The sequence below is a fragment of the Streptomyces sp. NEAU-174 genome (assembly GCF_052665095.1).
This window is the reverse complement of record NZ_JBQTCE010000003.1, coordinates 82,742-100,379: the sequence shown is the minus strand read 5'-3', so window position 1 is coordinate 100,379 and position 17,638 is coordinate 82,742. Positions and strand designations below refer to the sequence as shown.

The window sequence follows — 17,638 nt, the reverse complement described above, 5'->3', positions numbered from 1 at the left end:
GCGCGGGCGTATGAGAGCCCGGGGTGCTTTCGTACGCCCCGGGCTCTCCCATGCGGCCGGATGCGGAGGCCCGCTCGGGGGCTCTCGCTCAGCGGCTCCCGCTCACGCGGCTCAGTAGCCGAAGTCCTGGGTCCACCAGGGACCGCCGTCGCCGAAGTGCGCGCCGACGCCCAGTCGCTTGAACGAGCAATTGAGGATGTTGGCGCGATGGCCGGAGCTGTTCATCCAGGAGTCCATCACGGACTGTGCGTCCGACTGGCCGCGGGCGATGTTCTCCCCGCCGAGGTCCAGGATGCCCGCACCCTCGGCGCGCTCCCAGGGGCTGTCGCCGTCGGGGTTGATGTGGTCGAAGAACTGGCGCAGGGACATGTCCTCGCTGAAGTCCTCGGCCAGCTGCGCGAGTTTGGAGTCGGCTACCACGGGGTCGCAGCCGGCCTTCTTGCGCTCTTTGTTGACGAGGGTGAGGACTTCGGCCTCCGAGGCGGTCTCGGGGCCGGTCGACGCCGCCGGGGGTTCGGGTGCGGTCGGCTCCGCCGAGGGCGTCTGCGACGGCTTGCCGTGCCCGCCGCCGTTCGCGCCGCCCTTGCCGTTGCCGTGGCCGTTGCCGTTGTCGCTTCCCTTGCCCTTGCCGTTTCCGCCGGGCCGGTCGTTCCCGGAGGGCTGGGAGGGCGCCGGCTGCTCCGGCGGGGTGGTGGAGGGCGGCTCGGAGGGCTTGGGCGGGGTCTTGGAGGGAGTTGTGGAGGGTGCGTGAGGGCGGTCGTCACCACGGCTGGGCGGTACCGTGCCGCGATCGGTGGGGGCCGCGGACTGCGAGCCCTGTGTCTCCAGGCCGGAGTCCGACGGACCGCCCGCCTGGACCTGTCCGGCGGAGTCGTTGCCCCCGCCGAGTTCGTAGCCGTTCGGACCGAGTCCGGAGGCCATCGCCACGGCGCCGACCGCGACAGCGGCGGATACGCCCAACAGTCCGGTCCGGACCGGAGCGAGGGGGCTCCGGTGCGGTCCCCGGTGGCGGCCTGCGGCGGCCACCTGCGCCGGGGTACCGGGGGCAGATCGTCGATGGCGGCCCATCTCCTGCCTTCCTTGTGTGCTCGGCGTCAAAAGTCGCTCGAAATGTGTCACTCGTGTGCGCGAGCCATGTATCACTCGTGTGGGTGAGTCCTGTTGAGCCGGGACTGTACGCCATTCGGGCCCCAACGCGCCTGCCTACTGGGCAATTCGATGGTTTAGCGGCTGCTCGGACGGGGGGTTAGCGTGCGCATATGAACGAAAGAGTCCGCCTCACCGTGTGGGTCCGCGGCCGCGTCCAGGGCGTCGGCTTCCGCTGGTACACCCGGGCCAACGCGTTGCGCATCGGGGACCTCGTCGGCTTTGCCTCCAACCTCGCCGATGGGCGGGTGCAGGTGGTCGCGGAGGGCCCCCGTGCGGAGTGCGAACAATTGCTCGAATGGCTCCGGGATGGCGACACGCCCGGGAAAGTCGAGGGAATCACCGAGATCTGGGACACACCGCGCGGCGGCTACGACACCTTCGAGATCCGTTGATCAACTCACCCGAGGCACCCTTCGCGGCCCCCTCTGACCACGCCTTCCCTGCGCACGGTGAGCAGAAATCGGCTGATGGTTGCCAACCGGGCCGCTCCATGGAAGGCTGCGGAGTCACGAAAGATCCCCGACCGCGATGGGTCATCTGGAGAGGGGCGGGAGCGTCCGCCGTCAGTGTGCTCTCGGCCCCTGCGGGCCCGTCGGCGTGTGATCGTGTTGACCCTCAAACCAATTGGTGAGACGCTGGAAGCCCCGCGCACCTTAACTGTTTGCCGCGCAGCACGGTAGTATTTTCGGCAAGCATCGCGGGTGCAAATCCCTCACGACCCACACCGCTTCGGTCGGTCACTCAGTGTGGAGGACCATCCATCATGGCAAAGGCGCTTCTCGGTTACGTCGGCGGTTCCGACCCCCGAGTCCTCGCCGAGATGCGACGGCTTCAGCAGCGCGTCCAGGACCTTGAATCCGAGATCGTCCGGATTCAGGCCGAGAACGACGCGCTGTCCGCCGCCGCTCGACACGGCGACTCGCTGCTCGAAAGCATCGACGTATCCCAGGCGGAGCCTGCGCTCGCCTGACCCAGCCCCAGGGCCGGTCGGGCTGCATCGTCAGCCGCTTGAGAATCCTCAAGGGACGCTTCGGCGTCCCTTCGTCGTTTCCCCAAGTGTGCCTCCGAGCCATCCTTACCGACTGATGTGCCCCTCTCTCCCAGCGGTGAAACCGATCATTGCTGAAACGGAGAAAAAGCCGGGACGGGTGCGCCGCGCCACCCTCATGGGACGGTGCCGGAGGAAGCGCGGCGGGTAGAGTCCAAAGGCGTGCATCTCAAGAGCCTGACCCTGCGAGGGTTCAAATCCTTCGCCTCCGCCACGACGCTCCGGTTCGAGCCGGGCATCACCTGCGTCGTCGGCCCCAATGGCTCGGGCAAGTCCAATGTCGTGGACGCCCTTTCCTGGGTCATGGGCGAACAGGGTGCCAAGTCCCTGCGCGGCGGCAAGATGGAGGACGTCATCTTCGCCGGGACCACCGGCCGTCCCCCGCTCGGCCGCGCCGAGGTCTCGCTCACCATCGACAACGCCGATGGCGCGTTGCCCATCGACTACGCCGAAGTCACCATCACGCGGATCATGTTCCGCAACGGCGGAAGCGAGTACCAGCTCAACGGGGACACCTGCCGGCTGCTGGACATCCAGGAGCTGCTCTCCGACTCCGGCATCGGCCGGGAGATGCACGTCATCGTCGGGCAGGGCCAGCTCGACGGGGTGCTGCACGCCGATCCGACCGGCCGCCGCGCCTTCATCGAGGAGGCCGCGGGCGTCCTCAAGCACCGCAAGCGCAAGGAGAAGGCGCTGCGGAAGCTGGACGCGATGCAGGCCAACCTCGCCCGCGTCCAGGACCTCACCGACGAGCTGCGGCGCCAGCTCAAACCGCTCGGCCGGCAAGCCGCGGTGGCCCGGCGGGCCGCCGTCATCCAGGCCGATCTGCGCGACGCCCGGCTGCGGCTGCTCGCCGACGACCTGGTGACCCTGCGCGAGGCGCTGCGCGCCGAGGTCGCCGACGAGGCCGAGCTCAAGCGGCGCAAGGAGGCGGCCGAGGCCGAGCTGCGGGCCGCGCAGCAGCGCGAGGCGGCGCTGGAGGAGCAGGTGCGGCGGCTCGCGCCCCGGCTCCGGGACGCCCAGCAGACCTGGTACGAGCTCTCGCAGCTCGCCGAGCGGGTGCGCGGCACGATCAGCCTGGCGGACGCCCGGGTCAAGAGCGCCACCTCCGCCCCCGGGGAGGAGCGGCGCGGCCGCGACCCCGAGGACATGGAGCGCGAGGCGGCCCGCGTCCGGGAGCAGGAGGCCGAGCTGGAGGCCGCCCTGGAGGCGGCGAGCCGGGCACTGGACGACACCGTGGCGCACCGGGCCGAGCTCGAGCGGAGCCTGGCCGAGGAGGAGCGCCGGCTCAAGGACGTGGCCCGCGCCATCGCCGACCGCCGCGAAGGGCTCGCCCGGCTCCAGGGCCAGGTGAACGCCGCCCGCGGCCGGGCCGGTTCGGCCCGCGCCGAGATCGAACGGCTGGCCGCGTCCCGCGACGAGGCACAGACCCGGGCGGTCGCCGCGCAGGAGGAGTACGAGCAGCTCAAGGCGGAGGTCGACGGACTCGACGCGGACGACGCGCAATTGGCGGAGCGCCACGAGGCCGCGAAGCGCGAGCTGGCCGAGGCGGAGGCCGCGCTGAGCGCGGCCCGCGAGGCGGCGACGGCCGCCGAACGCGAGCGTGCCGCGACCTCCGCCCGGCATGACGCCCTCGCCCTCGGTCTCCGCCGTAAGGACGGCACGGGCGCCCTTATGGCCGCCGCCGACCGCCTCGGCGGACTCCTGGGCCCCGCCGCCGAACTCCTCACCGTGACCCCGGGCTTCGAGGTCCCGGTCGCCACGGCCCTGGGCGCCGCCGCCGACGCGATCGCCGTCAGCGGCCCCCACGCGGCCGCCGACGCGATCCGCCTCCTCCGCGCCGACGACGCCGGCCGCGCCACCCTGCTGCTGACGACGCCGACCGCGGAGGGGAAGGAGTCCCCGTCCGCCGCCTTGGCGGAATCCCCGTCCGCCGCGCCGGAGCCGGGCGGTCCCGGCGCGCCCGCGCCGGGTGGCGCCGCCCTCGTACCGGGCACGCGTGCCGAGGGGGCCGCGCCGAGCGAGCCGGACCAGGGGCCCGCGCCACGATCGGCGACCACCCCGGCGGCGCCCGGCCCTCTCGGTCGCCCGACCGAGCCGGGCACGACACCGGGCACGGACGCCGAAACGCCCCCGGCCGGGGCCGGTTCACCCGCTGGCGCGCCGGAGGGCCCCGGCGAGACGGCTGACGGCGCTGCCGCCGTGCCGGGCACGCGGGTGCCGGGGGCCGAGTCCGGGGGTCGGGATGCCCTCACGGCCGGGGCCGGTTCACCCGCTGGCGCGCCGGAGGGCCCCACCGAGACGGCTGACGGCGCTGCCGCCGTGCCGGGCACGCGGTCCCCGGACGGTCCGGTGAACGAGTCCTCCGGATCCGATGACGGCTCTCGGCCGGGCGGCGCGTCGGATACTGGCGGTCCGGGCGTGCCGCAGGCCGTCGCCGATGCCGCGGGGGCGGCGCCCGAGGCGGCTGATGGCGCTGCCGCCGTGCCGGGTACGCGGTCCCCGGACGGTCCGGTGAACGAGTCCTCCGGATCCGATGACGGCTCTCGGCCCGGCGGGGCGGACTCCTGGGGTACCGCGCCGGGGTCCGCGCAGGCCGTCACCGATACCGCGGGAGCGTCGTCCGAGGCGGCGGGCAGTGCTGCCCCGGGCACGCGCGCGCCGGGCGCCGACGCCGTGAGCCGGGGCGATACGGGTGTCGCGAGCGCGTCCGCAGGGCCCGGCGCCGACCGGCCCGTGGTGCCCGGTACGCGGCCGGAGGCGTCCGGGGACGAGGGCCGCGATCCCCGTACGGCGTCTGACGGCGCCCCAGCCGCTTCGGTGCCCGGTGCCGCGGTCGCCGCCGTTGCCGGGCCGGCCGGGTCGGTCGTCTCCGCGCGGGTGCCGCAGCCCGCCGGGGGAGAGGCGGCCGTAGCAGGGGCAGTGCCCGGGGGCGGGCCGGGCGGGAAGGCCGCGGCCGGCGAAGCGTTGCCGTGGGTGGCGGACTTGGTGGCTGGGCCCGCCGCGCTGCTGCCCGCCGTAAGACGGTTGCTGGACGGCATGGTGGTGGTCGGGACCCTGGAGGAGGCCGAGGAACTCCTCGCGCGGCGGCCGGAGTTGACCGCCGTGACCGCCGAGGGCGATCTGCTCGGGGCACATTTCGCGCAGGGCGGCTCCGCCGGGGCGCCCACGCTGCTGGAGGTGCAGGCGTCCGTCGACGAGGCAGCGGCGGAGCTCGAGCGGCTCGCCGTACGGTGCGAGGAGCTGGCCGGGGCGCAGCGCGCGGCTCAGGAGCGGCGGGCCGAGTGCCTGGCGCTCGTGGAGGAGCTCGCGGGCCGCCGGAGCGCGGCGGACCGGGAGAAGTCGCGGGTCGCGCAGTCGCTGGGCCGGCTGGCCGGGCAGGCGCGCGGGGCCGCCGGGGAGGCCGAGCGGAGCACCGCGGCCGTCGCCAGGGCCGAGGAGGCGCTGGAGCGGGCGACCGAGGAGGCCGAGGAGCTCGCCGAGCGGCTGGCCGTGGCGGAGGAGGAGCCGGGCGAGGAGGAGCCCGACACCTCCGTACGCGACCGGCTGGCGGCCGACGGCGCGAACGCCCGGCAGACCGAGATGGAGGCGCGGCTCCAGGTCCGTACGCATGAGGAGCGCGTCAAGGGGCTCGCGGGGCGTGCCGACGCGCTCGACCGGGGCGCGCGCGCCGAGCGCGAGGCCCGGACGCGCGCCGAGCAGCGGCGCGCCCGGCTGCGTCATGAGGCCGAGGTGGCCTCGGCCGTGGCCTCCGGCGCCCGCCAGTTGCTGGCGCATGTCGAGGTGTCGCTGGTACGGGCCGAGCAGGAGCGGGACGCCGCGGAGCGCGCCAAGGCCGAGCGCGAGCGGGAGCTGGACGCCGCCCGCGGCCAGGGGCGTGACCTCAAGGGCGAGCTGGACAAGCTGACCGACTCGGTGCACCGGGGCGAGGTGCTGGGCGCCGAGAAGCGGATGCGGATCGAGCAGCTGGAGACCAAGGCGCTGGAGGAGCTGGGCGTCGAACCGGCCGGGCTGATCGCCGAATACGGCCCCGACCAGCTCGTCCCGCCGTCCCCGCCTGCCGAGGGCGAGGTCCTGCCGGAGGATCCGGAGCATCCGCGCAACCAGCCGGTGCGGTATGTCAGAGCGCAGCAGGAGAAGCGGCTGAGGGCCGCGGAGCGCGCGTACCAGCAGCTCGGCAAGGTCAATCCGCTGGCGCTCGAGGAGTTCGCGGCGCTGGAGGAGCGGCATCAGTTCCTGAGCGAGCAGCTGGAGGACCTCAAGAAGACCCGGGCCGACCTCCTCCAGGTGGTCAAGGAGGTCGACGAGCGGGTCGAGCAGGTCTTCACGGAGGCGTACCGGGACACCGCCCGCGAGTTCGAGGGCGTCTTCTCGCGGCTGTTCCCGGGCGGGGAGGGGCGGCTGGTGCTGACCGACCCCGAGAACATGCTGACCACGGGCGTGGACGTGGAGGCCCGGCCGCCGGGCAAGAAGGTCAAGCGGCTGTCGCTGCTCTCCGGCGGTGAGCGCTCGCTGACCGCCGTGGCCCTGCTGGTGTCGATCTTCAAGGCGCGGCCGAGCCCGTTCTATGTGATGGACGAGGTCGAGGCGGCGCTCGACGACACCAATCTCCAGCGGCTGATCCGGATCATGCAGGAGCTCCAGGAGGCTTCCCAGCTGATCGTGATCACCCACCAGAAGCGGACGATGGAGGTCGCCGACGCGCTGTACGGCGTCTCCATGCAGGGCGACGGCGTCTCGAAGGTCATCAGCCAGCGCTTGCGGTGACCGTTTCAATACTTGAAGTCAAGACTTGCTCCCGCGTGTCGGCGTGCTGGAGCGATTTCTTCGTCACACCCTATTGACTTCGAAACTTGAAGGAATAGTCTCTGCAACGTTGCTTTTACCTTCAAGTGGTGGTCGACGCCTCAGCAGCGACCGCTGGAAGGGTCAGCCGTCCCCCCACGTCCGGCGCCGTTGCCGGGCGGGCGTCAGGAGTTCACGTTGTCCACCACCGTGCAGGCACAGGGAGCCGAGGGCCGCAAGGCCCAGCCGGAGCACCTCGGCCACGTCATCTTCATCACCGCAGCCGCCGCGATGGGCGGCTTTCTCTTCGGCTACGACAGCTCGGTGATCAACGGAGCGGTCGAAGCCATCCGCGGCAAGTACGACATCGGCTCCGCGGCCCTCGCCCAGGTCGTGGCCATCGCCCTGATCGGTTCGGCCATCGGCGCCGCCACCGCGGGCCGGATAGCCGACCGGATCGGCCGGATCCGCGTCATGCAGATCGCCGCCGCCCTCTTCACGATCAGCGCGGTCGGCTCGGCGCTGCCCTTCTCGCTGTGGGACCTGGCCTTCTGGCGGGTGCTCGGCGGCGTCGGCATCGGCATGGCCTCGGTGATCGGCCCGGCCTACATCGCCGAGGTCGCCCCGCCCGCCTACCGCGGTCGGCTCGCCTCGTTCCAGCAGGCCGCGATCGTCGTCGGCATCGCCATCTCCCAGCTCGTCAACTGGGGCATCCTCAACCTCGCCGACGGCGACCAGCGCGGGCAGATCGCCGGTCTTGAGGCCTGGCAGTGGATGCTCGGCGTCATGGTCATCCCGGCCGTCCTCTACGGGCTGCTGTCCTTCGCCATCCCCGAGTCGCCCCGCTTCCTGATCTCCGTCGGCCGCACCGCCGAGGCCAAGCAGGTCCTGGAAGAGGTCGAGGGCAAGACCGTGGACCTCGATGTGCGGGTCGCCGAGATCGACCACGCCATGCGCAGTGAGGAGAAGTCGACCTTCAAGGACCTCCTCGGCGGCCGGTTCGGTCTGCTGCCCATCGTCTGGATCGGCATCGGGCTCTCGGTCTTCCAGCAGCTCGTCGGCATCAACGTGGCGTTCTACTACTCCTCGACGCTGTGGCAGTCCGTCGGCGTCGACCCGAGCAGCTCGTTCTTCTACTCCTTCACCACGTCGATCATCAACATCCTCGGCACCGTGATCGCGATGATCTTCGTCGACCGGATCGGCCGCAAGCCGCTCGCGCTCATCGGCTCCGTGGGCATGGCCGTCTCGCTCGGCCTGGTGGCCTGGGCCTTCTCGGCGCACCTGGTGGATGGCAAGCTGCCGCACGCGGAGGGTGTCCTGGCGCTGATCGCGGCCCACGCCTTCGTGCTCTTCTTCGCCCTCTCGTGGGGCGTGGTGGTCTGGGTGCTGCTCGGCGAGATGTTCCCGAACAAGATCCGCGCCGCCGCCCTCGGCGTCGCCGCCTCCGCGCAGTGGATCGCCAACTGGGCCATCACCGCGAGCTTCCCGAGCCTGTCGGACTGGAACCTGTCGGGTACGTACATCTTGTACACGGCCTTCGCCCTGCTCTCGATTCCGTTCATCCTCAAGTGGGTGCCGGAGACCAAGGGCAAGGCGTTGGAGGAGATGGGCTAAATCCCCCCGCCGCCCACTCCTCGCACAGGAGAACTGCCCCGCCTCAGTCCTTGAGGCGGGGCAGCACTCGTTCCGCGAACAGCCGCAGGGACCGCCAGCCCTCCTCGACCGGCATCCCGCCGCACAGCGGATGGAGCACCAGGCTCGCCAACTCGCCGCCCTCCTCCGCCAGCGCCACGCACTCCTCCGGGGTGACGATGCGGTAGACGCCCTCCCGGCGCAGCGCCGCCACGTCCTCGGCCCGTGAACGCACCGCCGAGCGCACCGTGCCCTGCTGCCAGGAGGCGTACCTGCGCGCCTCGTACAGCAGGTGGGTGCCGTACTCCTCCCAGGCCCGGTCCGGGTCCTCGGACAGATGCAGCAGCGGGGTGGCCGCCGGGGGCATCAGACACCAGCCCTCGGTGCCGTACTCCTCCCGCCGCGCGTGGTAGTACGCCTCCAGCTCGGGCAGATGCGCGCTCGGGAAGAACGGCAGGCCCAGGCGGGCCGCGCGGCGGGCCGCCGCCTGGGAACTGCCGCCGATCAGCAGCGGCGGATGCGGCCGGGTGTACGGGCGCGGGGTGATCCGGACGGTGCGGCCCCGGTGCTCGAAGGGCTCACCCGTCCAGGCCGCGAGCAGCGTCTCCAGCGCCTCGTCCTGGAGCGCGCCGCGCCGCTTCCAGTCCGTGCCCAGGGCCGCGTACTCCTCCGGCCGGTAGCCGATCCCGGCCACCGTGATCAGCCGCCCGCCACTGGCCAGATCCAGCACGGCGAGGTCCTCGGCGAGCCGCAGCGGATCGTACAGCGGCGCGATCAGCGCCGAGACGGTGACGGTGATCCGGCGGGTGGCGCCCAGCAGCGTGCCCGCGAAGGCCAGCGGGGCGGGCAGCCAGTTGTCGGTGGACCCGTGGTGCTCCTCGGTCTGGAGGGTGGAGATACCCCGCTCATCGGCGAAGGCCGCCATCTCCAGCGCGGCGCGGTACCGCTCGGACAGCCCGCGCGGGGTCGCGTCGGGATCGACGAGGTTGAGGCGTACGACCGTGACGGGCATGGCGGATGTCCTCCTTCGTCATGGGACGCGGCAGCCGGACCGTAGCTGACGGACCGTCAAATAGCTACCTCCATGGCCCGTTCGGCCCACCGTACGGGCAGGGCCGGGGCGGATGACTCATGTGCCTGGGACGCGGGGCGGCCCATGGTGAGGGCCGGCCCGTCACATGGGCCGCAGCCCGCATACGCCAACTCAGGAGGGGCGCGTGACGATCAGCACGGGGGAATCGCTCATCACCGCGGCCGACATCGACGACCTCATCACCCGGGTTCGGCAGACCGCCGGCGACCCCGGGCCCCTGGAATCCGCCAAGGCCGCGCTCTTCTCCGGTTTCTCCGGCAACGGCGACGGCCACGGCGACGGCGCCGGTACCGGCCCCGACCCCGAGGCGGCGCGGCTCATCCGGCAGCGGCTGCTGGTGACCGCCCTCCGCCACGGGGGCGCGCTGCTGGCCAAGTTGCTCAGCCGGCTCAGCCCCCGCGAGACCGCCATGGTGCGCCGCTACGCCCACCGGCTCGCGAACTTCCTCGACACGCTGGAGGTCTGGGCGGCGCGGCCCGTCATGCTCGCCCTGATGCGCTTCGGACTGCCTTACGGCGAGGCGGAGACGATCGCCGTCGCCGTACTGCTGCTCGTGGGGTGAGCACCGGGCCCCGCCGTCGATGGAAACGGGGGTGCTAGGGGGTCACCGGTTCGGGTGGGCCGGGGCATCCGCGCACTTCACGGCCGCGGCGGCGGGTAGTGCTCGGGGCGAGACACAAGGAGAACGACCATGCGCCCTACCCGAATCCGCACGGCGATCGCCCTCGGCCTGAGCGCCGGGGCCGTCGTGTGGACCGCGGCCGCCTCCCCCGCCACCGCCTCCTCCCACCCCGTCACGTCCGCCGACACCGACTGGCGGGAGGCGGGGCACTACGACACCACCGCGGCCTGCAAGCGCGCGGGCAAGGCCGGAGTCGAACGGCACAAGTGGGCCGAGTACAAGTGCCGCCCCGGCCGTAACGACAACTACGTCACGCTGTGGGTCAGAGGCCGCGGCTCCGGCGCGGCGCGCGCCCTGACCGCCTGGCCCGCCGCCGGTTGAGATGCGACAGGCCGCACTGCCGAAGGACCGCGCCGTGCGCGCCGCGGGCGGGGTATCGGCGCTGATCGTGGTGGTCCTGGCCGGATGGGTGGCCGGGCTGCTGCGGGTCAACGACGAGTGGCTCGCGCTCGCCTACCCCCACCCCCGGGGCGCCACCGTGCTGACCAGGGTCGCCGTGGGCGTTCCGGTGCTGGGCGTCGGCGTGCTGCTGCTCGCCGAGCGCTCGGCCCGGCGCTACGGCGGCGTCCTGCTGGTGGCCGGCGGCCTGTGGCTGCTGCCCTCGGCCGCCGCCGGGCTGCTGGGCCTGGCCGACCTGGGCACCACGGGCGCCGTGCTGTCCCTGCTGCTCGCCGCCGCCAAGATGGCCTGCCGCCCGCTGACCGTACTGCTGCTGCCGCTGTGGCTGTTCCCCCGAGGCGGGCGCCGGCGGTGGCAGTGGTGGGTGATCAGCCTGGGCGCGTCCGGCTACTGGCTGGGGTACGCGGGGCTGTGGCTGATCAGCGAGCCCCGGGTGGGCTCCGTGGCCAACCCGGCGTTCGCCACCGCGAGCGGCCAGTGGGCCTTCGACCACCTCGACGCCTACGCCGAGGCCGAACCCTGGGTGCTGCGCAGCGTCGCCGCGGCCGTGACCGCCGCCCTGTGCTGCCGCGCGGCCCTCTCGCGCGGCGCCGAGCGGCGCGACTGGGCGCTGCTGGCCGCCGCCTACCCCGCCTGCGTCTCGCTCCTGCTGTCCCAGTGGGGCGAGGGCGTGCCCACGATCGTGGCTCGTACGGTCGGCAGCGCCGTATGGGCCGCCGCGATCTGCCTCGGCGTCGCCCGCACCGGCATATGGCGGCTGGACCGCTCCACCAGCCACCGCCTCGCCCGCGCCTTCGTGCTCACCTCGCTGGCCGCCGTGGTGGTCTGCGCGGTCGTCGCCGTCCAGGCCGGGCTTCCCTCCGTGCGCAGCGGGGCGACGACCGTCACCGCCGGAGCCGCCCTGGTACTGGGCTGGGGGCTGCGCCCGAGCGCCCGTAAGCTCACCCTCTGCGTCGAGCGCGCCTTCTACGGCCCCCGGGCCCGCCCGCACGAGGCCGTGAGCGCCCTCGCCGTACGGCTGCAACAGGCCCCGCACCCGGGCGAGGTGCCCCAGCAGATCTGCCGCAGCGCCGTGGAGGACCTCGGCGTCTCGGGCGCCGCCGTCAGCGTCGACACCCGCGCCGGGCCCCGGCGGCTGGCCGCCGCGGGGGCCCCGCTGACCGGCCCGGTCCAGACGTTTCTGCTGCGCCACCACGGCCGTACCGTCGGCCGGTTGGAGGTCTCCCGCGACGGCTCCGGCACCCCGGCCGAACGCGACAGCGGACTGCTCTCCCTCCTCGCCGACCAGGCCGCACCCGCGCTCGCCGCGCTGCGCCTGGCCGAGGAGGCCCAGGCCGCCCGCGAGCGCCTGGTGCTCGCCCGCGAACAGGAGCGCCGCCGGCTGCGCCGGGAGATCCACGACGGACTCGGCCCCCAACTGGCCGCCGTAAGGCTGCGCCTGGACATCGCGCAGACCTCCTGCCCGCCCGGCCACCCCGCCACCCCGCAGCTGTGCGAGGCCGCCGAGACGCTCGCCGAGGCCCTGGTCGAGGTCCGGCGGATCACCGCGGGCCTGGCCCCGGCCGCGCTGGCCGAGCGCGGACTGGCCGGGGCGGTCCGCGACCTGGCGCACCGGCTGGGCGTCGACGGCCTGCGGGTCAGCGTGGCCAGCCGCCCCGCCGCGCTGCCCCCGCTGTCGCCCGGCGTGGAGACGGCCGCGTACCGGATCGCGGCGGAGTCGCTGACCAACGCCGTACGGCACGCCCGGGCACGTCAGGTGAGCGTCGAGCTGACCACGGGCCCGGACACGCTCGAGGTCAAGGTCACCGACGACGGCAGCGGCCTGCGCGAGACCGCAGTGCCCGGCGTCGGCCTCGCCTCGGTCACCGAACGGGCCGAGGAGATCGGCGGCTCCTGCTCGGTGACCGGATCGGCCACCGGCACGGTGGTCCACGCGGTGCTGCCCCTCGCCGGCCCGGGCGAACACGGCAACCCGGAGGAGCACCGGAAACCGACCGGCCACGAGGCCTGCCGGGCCCTCCTCAAGACCAGCAGATCGATGAGCCGGGCACCGTAAGGCGTTTGTGCCCCCGCGGGGGCACCTCCTAGCGGTAGCCGGGGAAGAACCGAGCCTCGAAAGAGAAAGGTGCGAGCGAAGGGTGTCGCAGTGGAGAGTGTTGCTGGTGGACGATCATCCCCTCTTCCGGGAGGGCCTGGCCGCCGCCGTCAATCTCGATGACGCGTTCACCGTCGTCGGCCAGGCGGCCTGCGCGGACGGGGCGCTGGCCGAGGCCGTGCGCACCGGTCCGGACCTGGTGATGATGGATCTCGCGCTGCCGGGCCGGTCCGGGCTGGAGGCGACCCGGCGGATCCTGTGCGATCACCCCGAGATCCGGGTGCTGGTCATGACGATGTCCGAGGACGACGACAGTCTGCTGGCCGCCCTGCGCGCCGGGGCCCGCGGCTATCTCCTCAAGGGCGCGGGCCGGGACGAGATCCTGCGGGCGCTGCACACCGTGGCGCGCGGTGGCGCGGTCTTCAGCCCGCGGATGGCCGAGCGGCTCGGGGCGCTGGTCGGCGCGTCGGGCTCGGCGTCCGCGAAGGAGGCGTTCCCGACGCTGACCGCCCGGGAGCTGGAGGTGCTGGATCTGCTCGCGGCCGGGCTCGGCTATCGCCAGATCGCCCAGCGGCTGGTGGTGACGGACAAGACGGTGCGCAATCACGTCGGATCGATCTTCGCCAAGCTCCAGGTGCGCGACCGCGCCCAGGCGATCGTGCGCGCCCGGCAGGCCGGGCTGGGAGGCGAATGACTCGCCCCCGCTCGTGGCTGATACTGGGTGGCGTTATGGAATACCTCATCCTTGCCGTAGTCATCGCTGTGGTCGCGGTCGCCGCGATCAGCGGGCTCGTGATCAGCGGCCGCAAGAAGAAGCGGCTGCCCCCGCCCCCGCCGAGCAGCCCCACCGTCACCGCGCCGCCCGCCGAACCGCACGTCGGCGAGGAGGCCGAAACCCCGCGTGAGGAACCACGCAGAACCATCGAGGAGGTGGACCTTCCGGGCGCCGGGGCCGCGACCGCGGAGGCACCCGCGCCCGAGGCCCCGCCGATCGAGGTCCCGGAGCCGACCGCCGGCCGGCTGGTCCGGCTGCGCGCCCGGCTGTCCCGCTCCCAGAACACTCTGGGCAAGGGGCTGCTGACGCTGCTGTCCCGGGAGCACCTCGACGACGAGACCTGGGAGGAGGTCGAGGACACGCTGCTGACCGCGGACGTCGGTGTGGCGCCGACCCAGGAGCTGGTCGAGCGGCTGCGGGAGCGGGTGAAGGTGCTCGGCACCCGTACGCCCGACGAGCTGCGCGGTCTGCTGCGCGAGGAGCTGCTGCACCTCATCGGCACCGAGGCCGACCGTTCGGTGCACACCGAGAGCGGTGTGGGCGCGAACGGTGAGGAGAAGCCGGGCGTCGTCATGGTCGTCGGCGTCAATGGCACCGGTAAGACGACCACGACCGGCAAGCTGGCCCGGGTGCTCGTCGCCGACGGCAAGTCGGTGGTGCTCGGCGCGGCCGACACCTTCCGCGCCGCCGCCGCCGATCAGCTCCAGACCTGGGGCGAGCGGGTCGGTGCCCGTACGGTCCGGGGGCCGGAGGCCGGCGATCCGGCGTCGGTCGCCTTCGACGCGGTGAAGGAGGGCATCGCCGAGGGCGCGGATGTCGTCCTTATCGACACCGCCGGGCGGCTGCACACCAAGACCGGTCTGATGGACGAGCTGGGCAAGGTCAAGCGGGTCGTGGAGAAGCACGGCGCGGTGGACGAGGTGCTGCTGGTCCTGGACGCCACGACCGGGCAGAACGGCCTGGTGCAGGCGCGGGTGTTCGCCGAGGTGGTGGACATCACCGGCATCGTGCTGACCAAGCTGGACGGCACCGCCAAGGGCGGCATCGTGGTGGCGGTCCAGCGCGAGCTGAACGTCCCGGTCAAGCTGGTGGGCCTGGGCGAGGGCGCGGACGACCTCGCGCCGTTCGAGCCGGAGGCGTTCGTCGACGCGCTGATCGGCGGCTGAGGCCGGTGGAGGGGGATCACCCGTATCGCGCCGGACGGGCCGGGGTCGAACTCCCGGCCCGTCCGGCGTTCGCACGCGAGGGGCGGGCCGCCTTCAGCCCCCGGCCCGATGACTCAGATAGGCCAGGGTCCCCAGCACCAGCCGGGCGTGCGGCGGGCGGCCCGCGGTGTCGAGGGTCGGCGGGCGCAGCCAGCGGACCGGTCCGAGGCCGCCGAGATCCGAGGGCGGGGCGGTGATGTGGTCGCCCGGGCCCAGGCAGCGCAGATCGAGATCGGCGTCGTCCCACCCCATGCGGTACAGCAGCTCGGGGAGTTCGGCGGCGGCGCCGGGGGCGACGAAGAACTGGGCGCGCCCGTGCGGGGTGGCGGCCACCGGGCCGAGGGGCAGCCCCATCCGCTCCAGCCGGACCAGCGCGTGTCCGCCCGCGTACTCCGAGACCTCGAGGATGTCGAACGAGCGGCCCACGGGCAGCAGTACGGCCGCTCCCGGGACCCGCTCCCACGCGGCCGCGGCGGCGTCCAGCGTGGCGCCCGCCGGGACGCCGGGGGCGAAGCCGAGCGGATGCGCCCCCGGGGAGGGACAGTCCCGGTCACCGCATGAACATTCGTTTCTGCCACCCCCCGAGCCCCGTGCCGCCCGCGCGCCCGGCACCACGTCCCAGCCCCACAGCCCGGTGTACTCCGCCACCGTCGTGGACTCGGACGTACGGCCGCGGCGCCGCGAGCCGGACCGCATGTCCCGGATGCCGCCGATCGTGAAGCCCATGCCCCCTCCAACGGGTCCCGCTCTCGATGGTTACGAGCCGAAGCGCCGCGATGACGCTCCGTCGCCGATGAGGTGCGGAGGTGTGCGCTCCGATGTGACGGAGGTGGTGAGACGCGACTCGCGCGCCCCCACATGCACCCCTTCACCTGTTCCCGTCGCCTCGGTGTCAAGTGAATCGTGGGAAACCGCAACCGGGTTCATTCGAAGGGGTGGCGAATGGTGGCGTTTTCGGGAACCGCCTCGCCGGAGGCGTGATCGTAGGATTACTTTCAGTGCACAGTCCCTGGAAGTGGCGCTCGCTCGAATGCGAGCTGACGACGGGCGGAGTACGGATCGGTACATGCCACTGGCATGAGGCGGTTCCCCGTCCGGACGGTTGATGCGCCGCATCGCGGGGACAACTGACCGTGACAGAGGGCATTCTGGTGGCGGTCCGGGAAGATTCGTGGGATGGGGGCGTTCCGGGTGGGCGACAGCGACGGCGGTGCTGGGAAGCGCCCCAATGCGCAATTGGGGTCGTGGTTCGTGCGCAGCGGCTGGTCGAAGGGGGAGCTGGCGCGCCAAGTCAACCGCAGAGCGCGGCAGTTAGGTGCCCACCACATCAGCACGGACACCTCGCGGGTGCGCCGCTGGCTGGACGGCGAGCAGCCCCGCGAGCCGATTCCGCAGATCCTCTCCGAGCTTTTCTCCGAGCGCTTCGGCTGTGTGGTCGGCATCGAGGACCTCGGGCTGCGCGCCGTCCACCGGTCACCGTCCGTGTCCGGGGTGGACCTTCCCTGGGCCGGGCCCGAAACGGTCGCGCTGATCGGTGAGTTCTCCCGCAGCGATCTGATGCTGGCCCGCCGCGGCTTCCTCGGCACCTCGCTCTCGCTGTCCGCGGGCCCCGCCCTCATCGAGCCCATGCAGCGCTGGCTGGTGCCCTCCACGAGCGGACAGCTCGGCGGCGGCCGGGCGGCCGACGGCGGGCGCGCGCGCCGGGTCTCCCGGCTCTCCGAGCCGGAGCTGGAGCTGCTGGAGTCCACCATCGTGATGTTCCGCGCCTGGGACGCCCAGTGCGGGGGCGGGCTGCGCCGCAAGGCGGTGGTCGGCCAGCTGCACGAGGTCACCGACCTGCTCCAGGAGCCGCATCCGGACGCGGTCTCCCGGCGGCTGTTCAAGGTCGCGGGCGAGCTCGCCCAGCTGGCCGGGTGGATGAGCTACGACATCGGACTCCAGCCCACCGCGCAGAAGTACTTCGTGCTCGCCCTCCACGCGGCCAAGGAGTCCGGCGACCGCCCCCTCGGTTCGTACGTGCTCTCCAGCATGAGCCGCCAGATGATCCACGTCGGGCGGCCCGACGACGCGCTGGAGCTGATCCATCTCGCGCAGTACGGCAGCCGGGAGAACGCCACGCCGCGCACCCAGGCCATGCTGTATGCGATGGAGGCCCGCGCCTACGCCAATATGGGTCAGCCCAGCAAGTGCCACCGCGCGGTGAAGATGGCCGAGGACACCTTCGCCGATTGCGCCGGGGGCGACGGCGACCCGGACTGGATCCGCTTCTTCTCCGAGGCCGAGCTCAACGCGGAGAACGCCCACTCCTACCGCGATCTCGCCTATGTGGCCGGCCGCAGCCCCACCTACGCCAAGATGGCCGACCCGGTCATGCGCAAGGCCGTGCGGCTCTTCGGCCAGGAGACCGAGAACGAGTCCGGTCCCCAGCGTTCGTATGCGCTCAACCTGATCGGCATGGCCACCGTCCATCTCCTCCAGAAGGAGCCCGAGCAGGCCGCCGCGGTCGCCCGCGAGGCGCTGCCGCTCGCCAAGCGGGTGCGCTCGGAGCGGGTCAACAACCGGCTGCGCAAGACCGTGGACACGGCGGTGCGCCAGTTCGGCGACGTGCCGGAGATCACCGACCTCAGTGAGCGGCTGGCCACCCTGATGCCCGACAACCCCGAGACGACGGGTCCCGGCCAGGCCGTCTGAGCGGCCCCGGCGATGATTGCGACACCGTAACGGAGGGCTCCGGCCCGACCACCGCGGTTCACCGCCACGTAACACTCCCGC

The 17,638-nt window shown here is 72.9% G+C and carries 13 protein-coding genes; 10 read left to right on the top strand and 3 right to left on the bottom strand.

What is annotated here, in order from left to right; genetic code table 11:
* Positions 1 to 111 precede the first annotated feature (111 nt).
* On the bottom strand, positions 112 to 1,068 hold the full coding sequence (locus tag ACT2CW_RS09795; RefSeq protein WP_445516285.1) for a CAP domain-containing protein: 957 nt from the start codon (positions 1,066 to 1,068) through the stop codon (positions 112 to 114).
* A gap of 191 nt (positions 1,069 to 1,259) precedes the next feature.
* Between ACT2CW_RS09795 and ACT2CW_RS09790 the strand changes: the two genes are divergently transcribed.
* From ACT2CW_RS09790 to ACT2CW_RS09775, 4 genes are all read left to right on the top strand, one after another.
* The gene (locus ACT2CW_RS09790) at positions 1,260 to 1,541 is read left to right on the top strand and encodes an acylphosphatase (RefSeq protein WP_445516284.1); all 282 of its coding nucleotides are present in this window, start codon (positions 1,260 to 1,262) and stop codon (positions 1,539 to 1,541) included.
* A 371-nt stretch (positions 1,542 to 1,912) separates the two neighbouring features.
* A complete protein-coding gene (locus tag ACT2CW_RS09785) occupies positions 1,913 to 2,119 on the top strand; it encodes a hypothetical protein (RefSeq protein WP_037948583.1) in 207 nt (68 codons plus the stop codon).
* A 240-nt stretch (positions 2,120 to 2,359) separates the two neighbouring features.
* Complete coding sequence (locus ACT2CW_RS09780; protein ID WP_445516283.1) at positions 2,360 to 6,964, top strand: AAA family ATPase; 4,605 nt, start codon at positions 2,360 to 2,362, stop codon at positions 6,962 to 6,964.
* 216 nt (positions 6,965 to 7,180) lie between these two features.
* Positions 7,181 to 8,599, top strand: coding sequence for a sugar porter family MFS transporter (locus tag ACT2CW_RS09775; RefSeq protein ID WP_164431312.1), 1,419 nt, complete (start codon positions 7,181 to 7,183; stop codon positions 8,597 to 8,599).
* 43 nt (positions 8,600 to 8,642) lie between these two features.
* Here ACT2CW_RS09775 and ACT2CW_RS09770 read toward each other — a convergent pair whose 3' ends face one another.
* A complete protein-coding gene (locus ACT2CW_RS09770; RefSeq protein WP_164431310.1) occupies positions 8,643 to 9,629 on the bottom strand; it encodes an LLM class flavin-dependent oxidoreductase in 987 nt (328 codons plus the stop codon).
* Positions 9,630 to 9,834: 205 nt separating this feature from the next.
* Between ACT2CW_RS09770 and ACT2CW_RS09765 the strand changes: the two genes are divergently transcribed.
* The 5 genes from ACT2CW_RS09765 to ftsY all read left to right on the top strand — a co-directional run bounded on the left by ACT2CW_RS09765 (position 9,835) and on the right by ftsY (position 14,827).
* On the top strand, positions 9,835 to 10,272 hold the full coding sequence (locus ACT2CW_RS09765) for a hypothetical protein (RefSeq protein ID WP_445516282.1): 438 nt from the start codon (positions 9,835 to 9,837) through the stop codon (positions 10,270 to 10,272).
* A gap of 129 nt (positions 10,273 to 10,401) precedes the next feature.
* Positions 10,402 to 10,713, top strand: coding sequence for a hypothetical protein (locus tag ACT2CW_RS09760; RefSeq protein WP_164431306.1), 312 nt, complete (start codon positions 10,402 to 10,404; stop codon positions 10,711 to 10,713).
* 1 nt (position 10,714) lies between these two features.
* The gene (locus ACT2CW_RS09755) at positions 10,715 to 12,847 is read left to right on the top strand and encodes a sensor histidine kinase (RefSeq protein ID WP_445516281.1); all 2,133 of its coding nucleotides are present in this window, start codon (positions 10,715 to 10,717) and stop codon (positions 12,845 to 12,847) included.
* 106 nt (positions 12,848 to 12,953) lie between these two features.
* Positions 12,954 to 13,580 (top strand): response regulator, encoded by a 627-nt coding sequence (locus tag ACT2CW_RS09750; RefSeq protein WP_171072826.1) that lies wholly within the window; start codon positions 12,954 to 12,956, stop codon positions 13,578 to 13,580.
* Positions 13,581 to 13,615: 35 nt separating this feature from the next.
* On the top strand, positions 13,616 to 14,827 hold the full coding sequence (gene ftsY, locus ACT2CW_RS09745; RefSeq protein ID WP_164431304.1) for a signal recognition particle-docking protein FtsY: 1,212 nt from the start codon (positions 13,616 to 13,618) through the stop codon (positions 14,825 to 14,827).
* 93 nt (positions 14,828 to 14,920) lie between these two features.
* On the opposite strand, the gene ACT2CW_RS09740 is transcribed toward ftsY, so the two are convergent.
* Positions 14,921 to 15,592 carry a bifunctional DNA primase/polymerase gene (locus tag ACT2CW_RS09740; protein ID WP_037948600.1) on the bottom strand — a complete coding sequence of 224 codons (672 nt, stop codon included), beginning with the start codon at positions 15,590 to 15,592 and terminating at the stop codon, positions 14,921 to 14,923.
* Positions 15,593 to 16,042: 450 nt separating this feature from the next.
* Here ACT2CW_RS09740 and nsdA point away from each other — a divergent pair, with 450 nt between their 5' ends.
* Positions 16,043 to 17,557: a transcriptional repressor NsdA gene (gene nsdA, locus ACT2CW_RS09735; RefSeq protein WP_445516280.1), complete on the top strand. Its 1,515-nt coding sequence runs from the start codon at positions 16,043 to 16,045 to the stop codon at positions 17,555 to 17,557.
* Positions 17,558 to 17,638 lie beyond the last annotated feature (81 nt).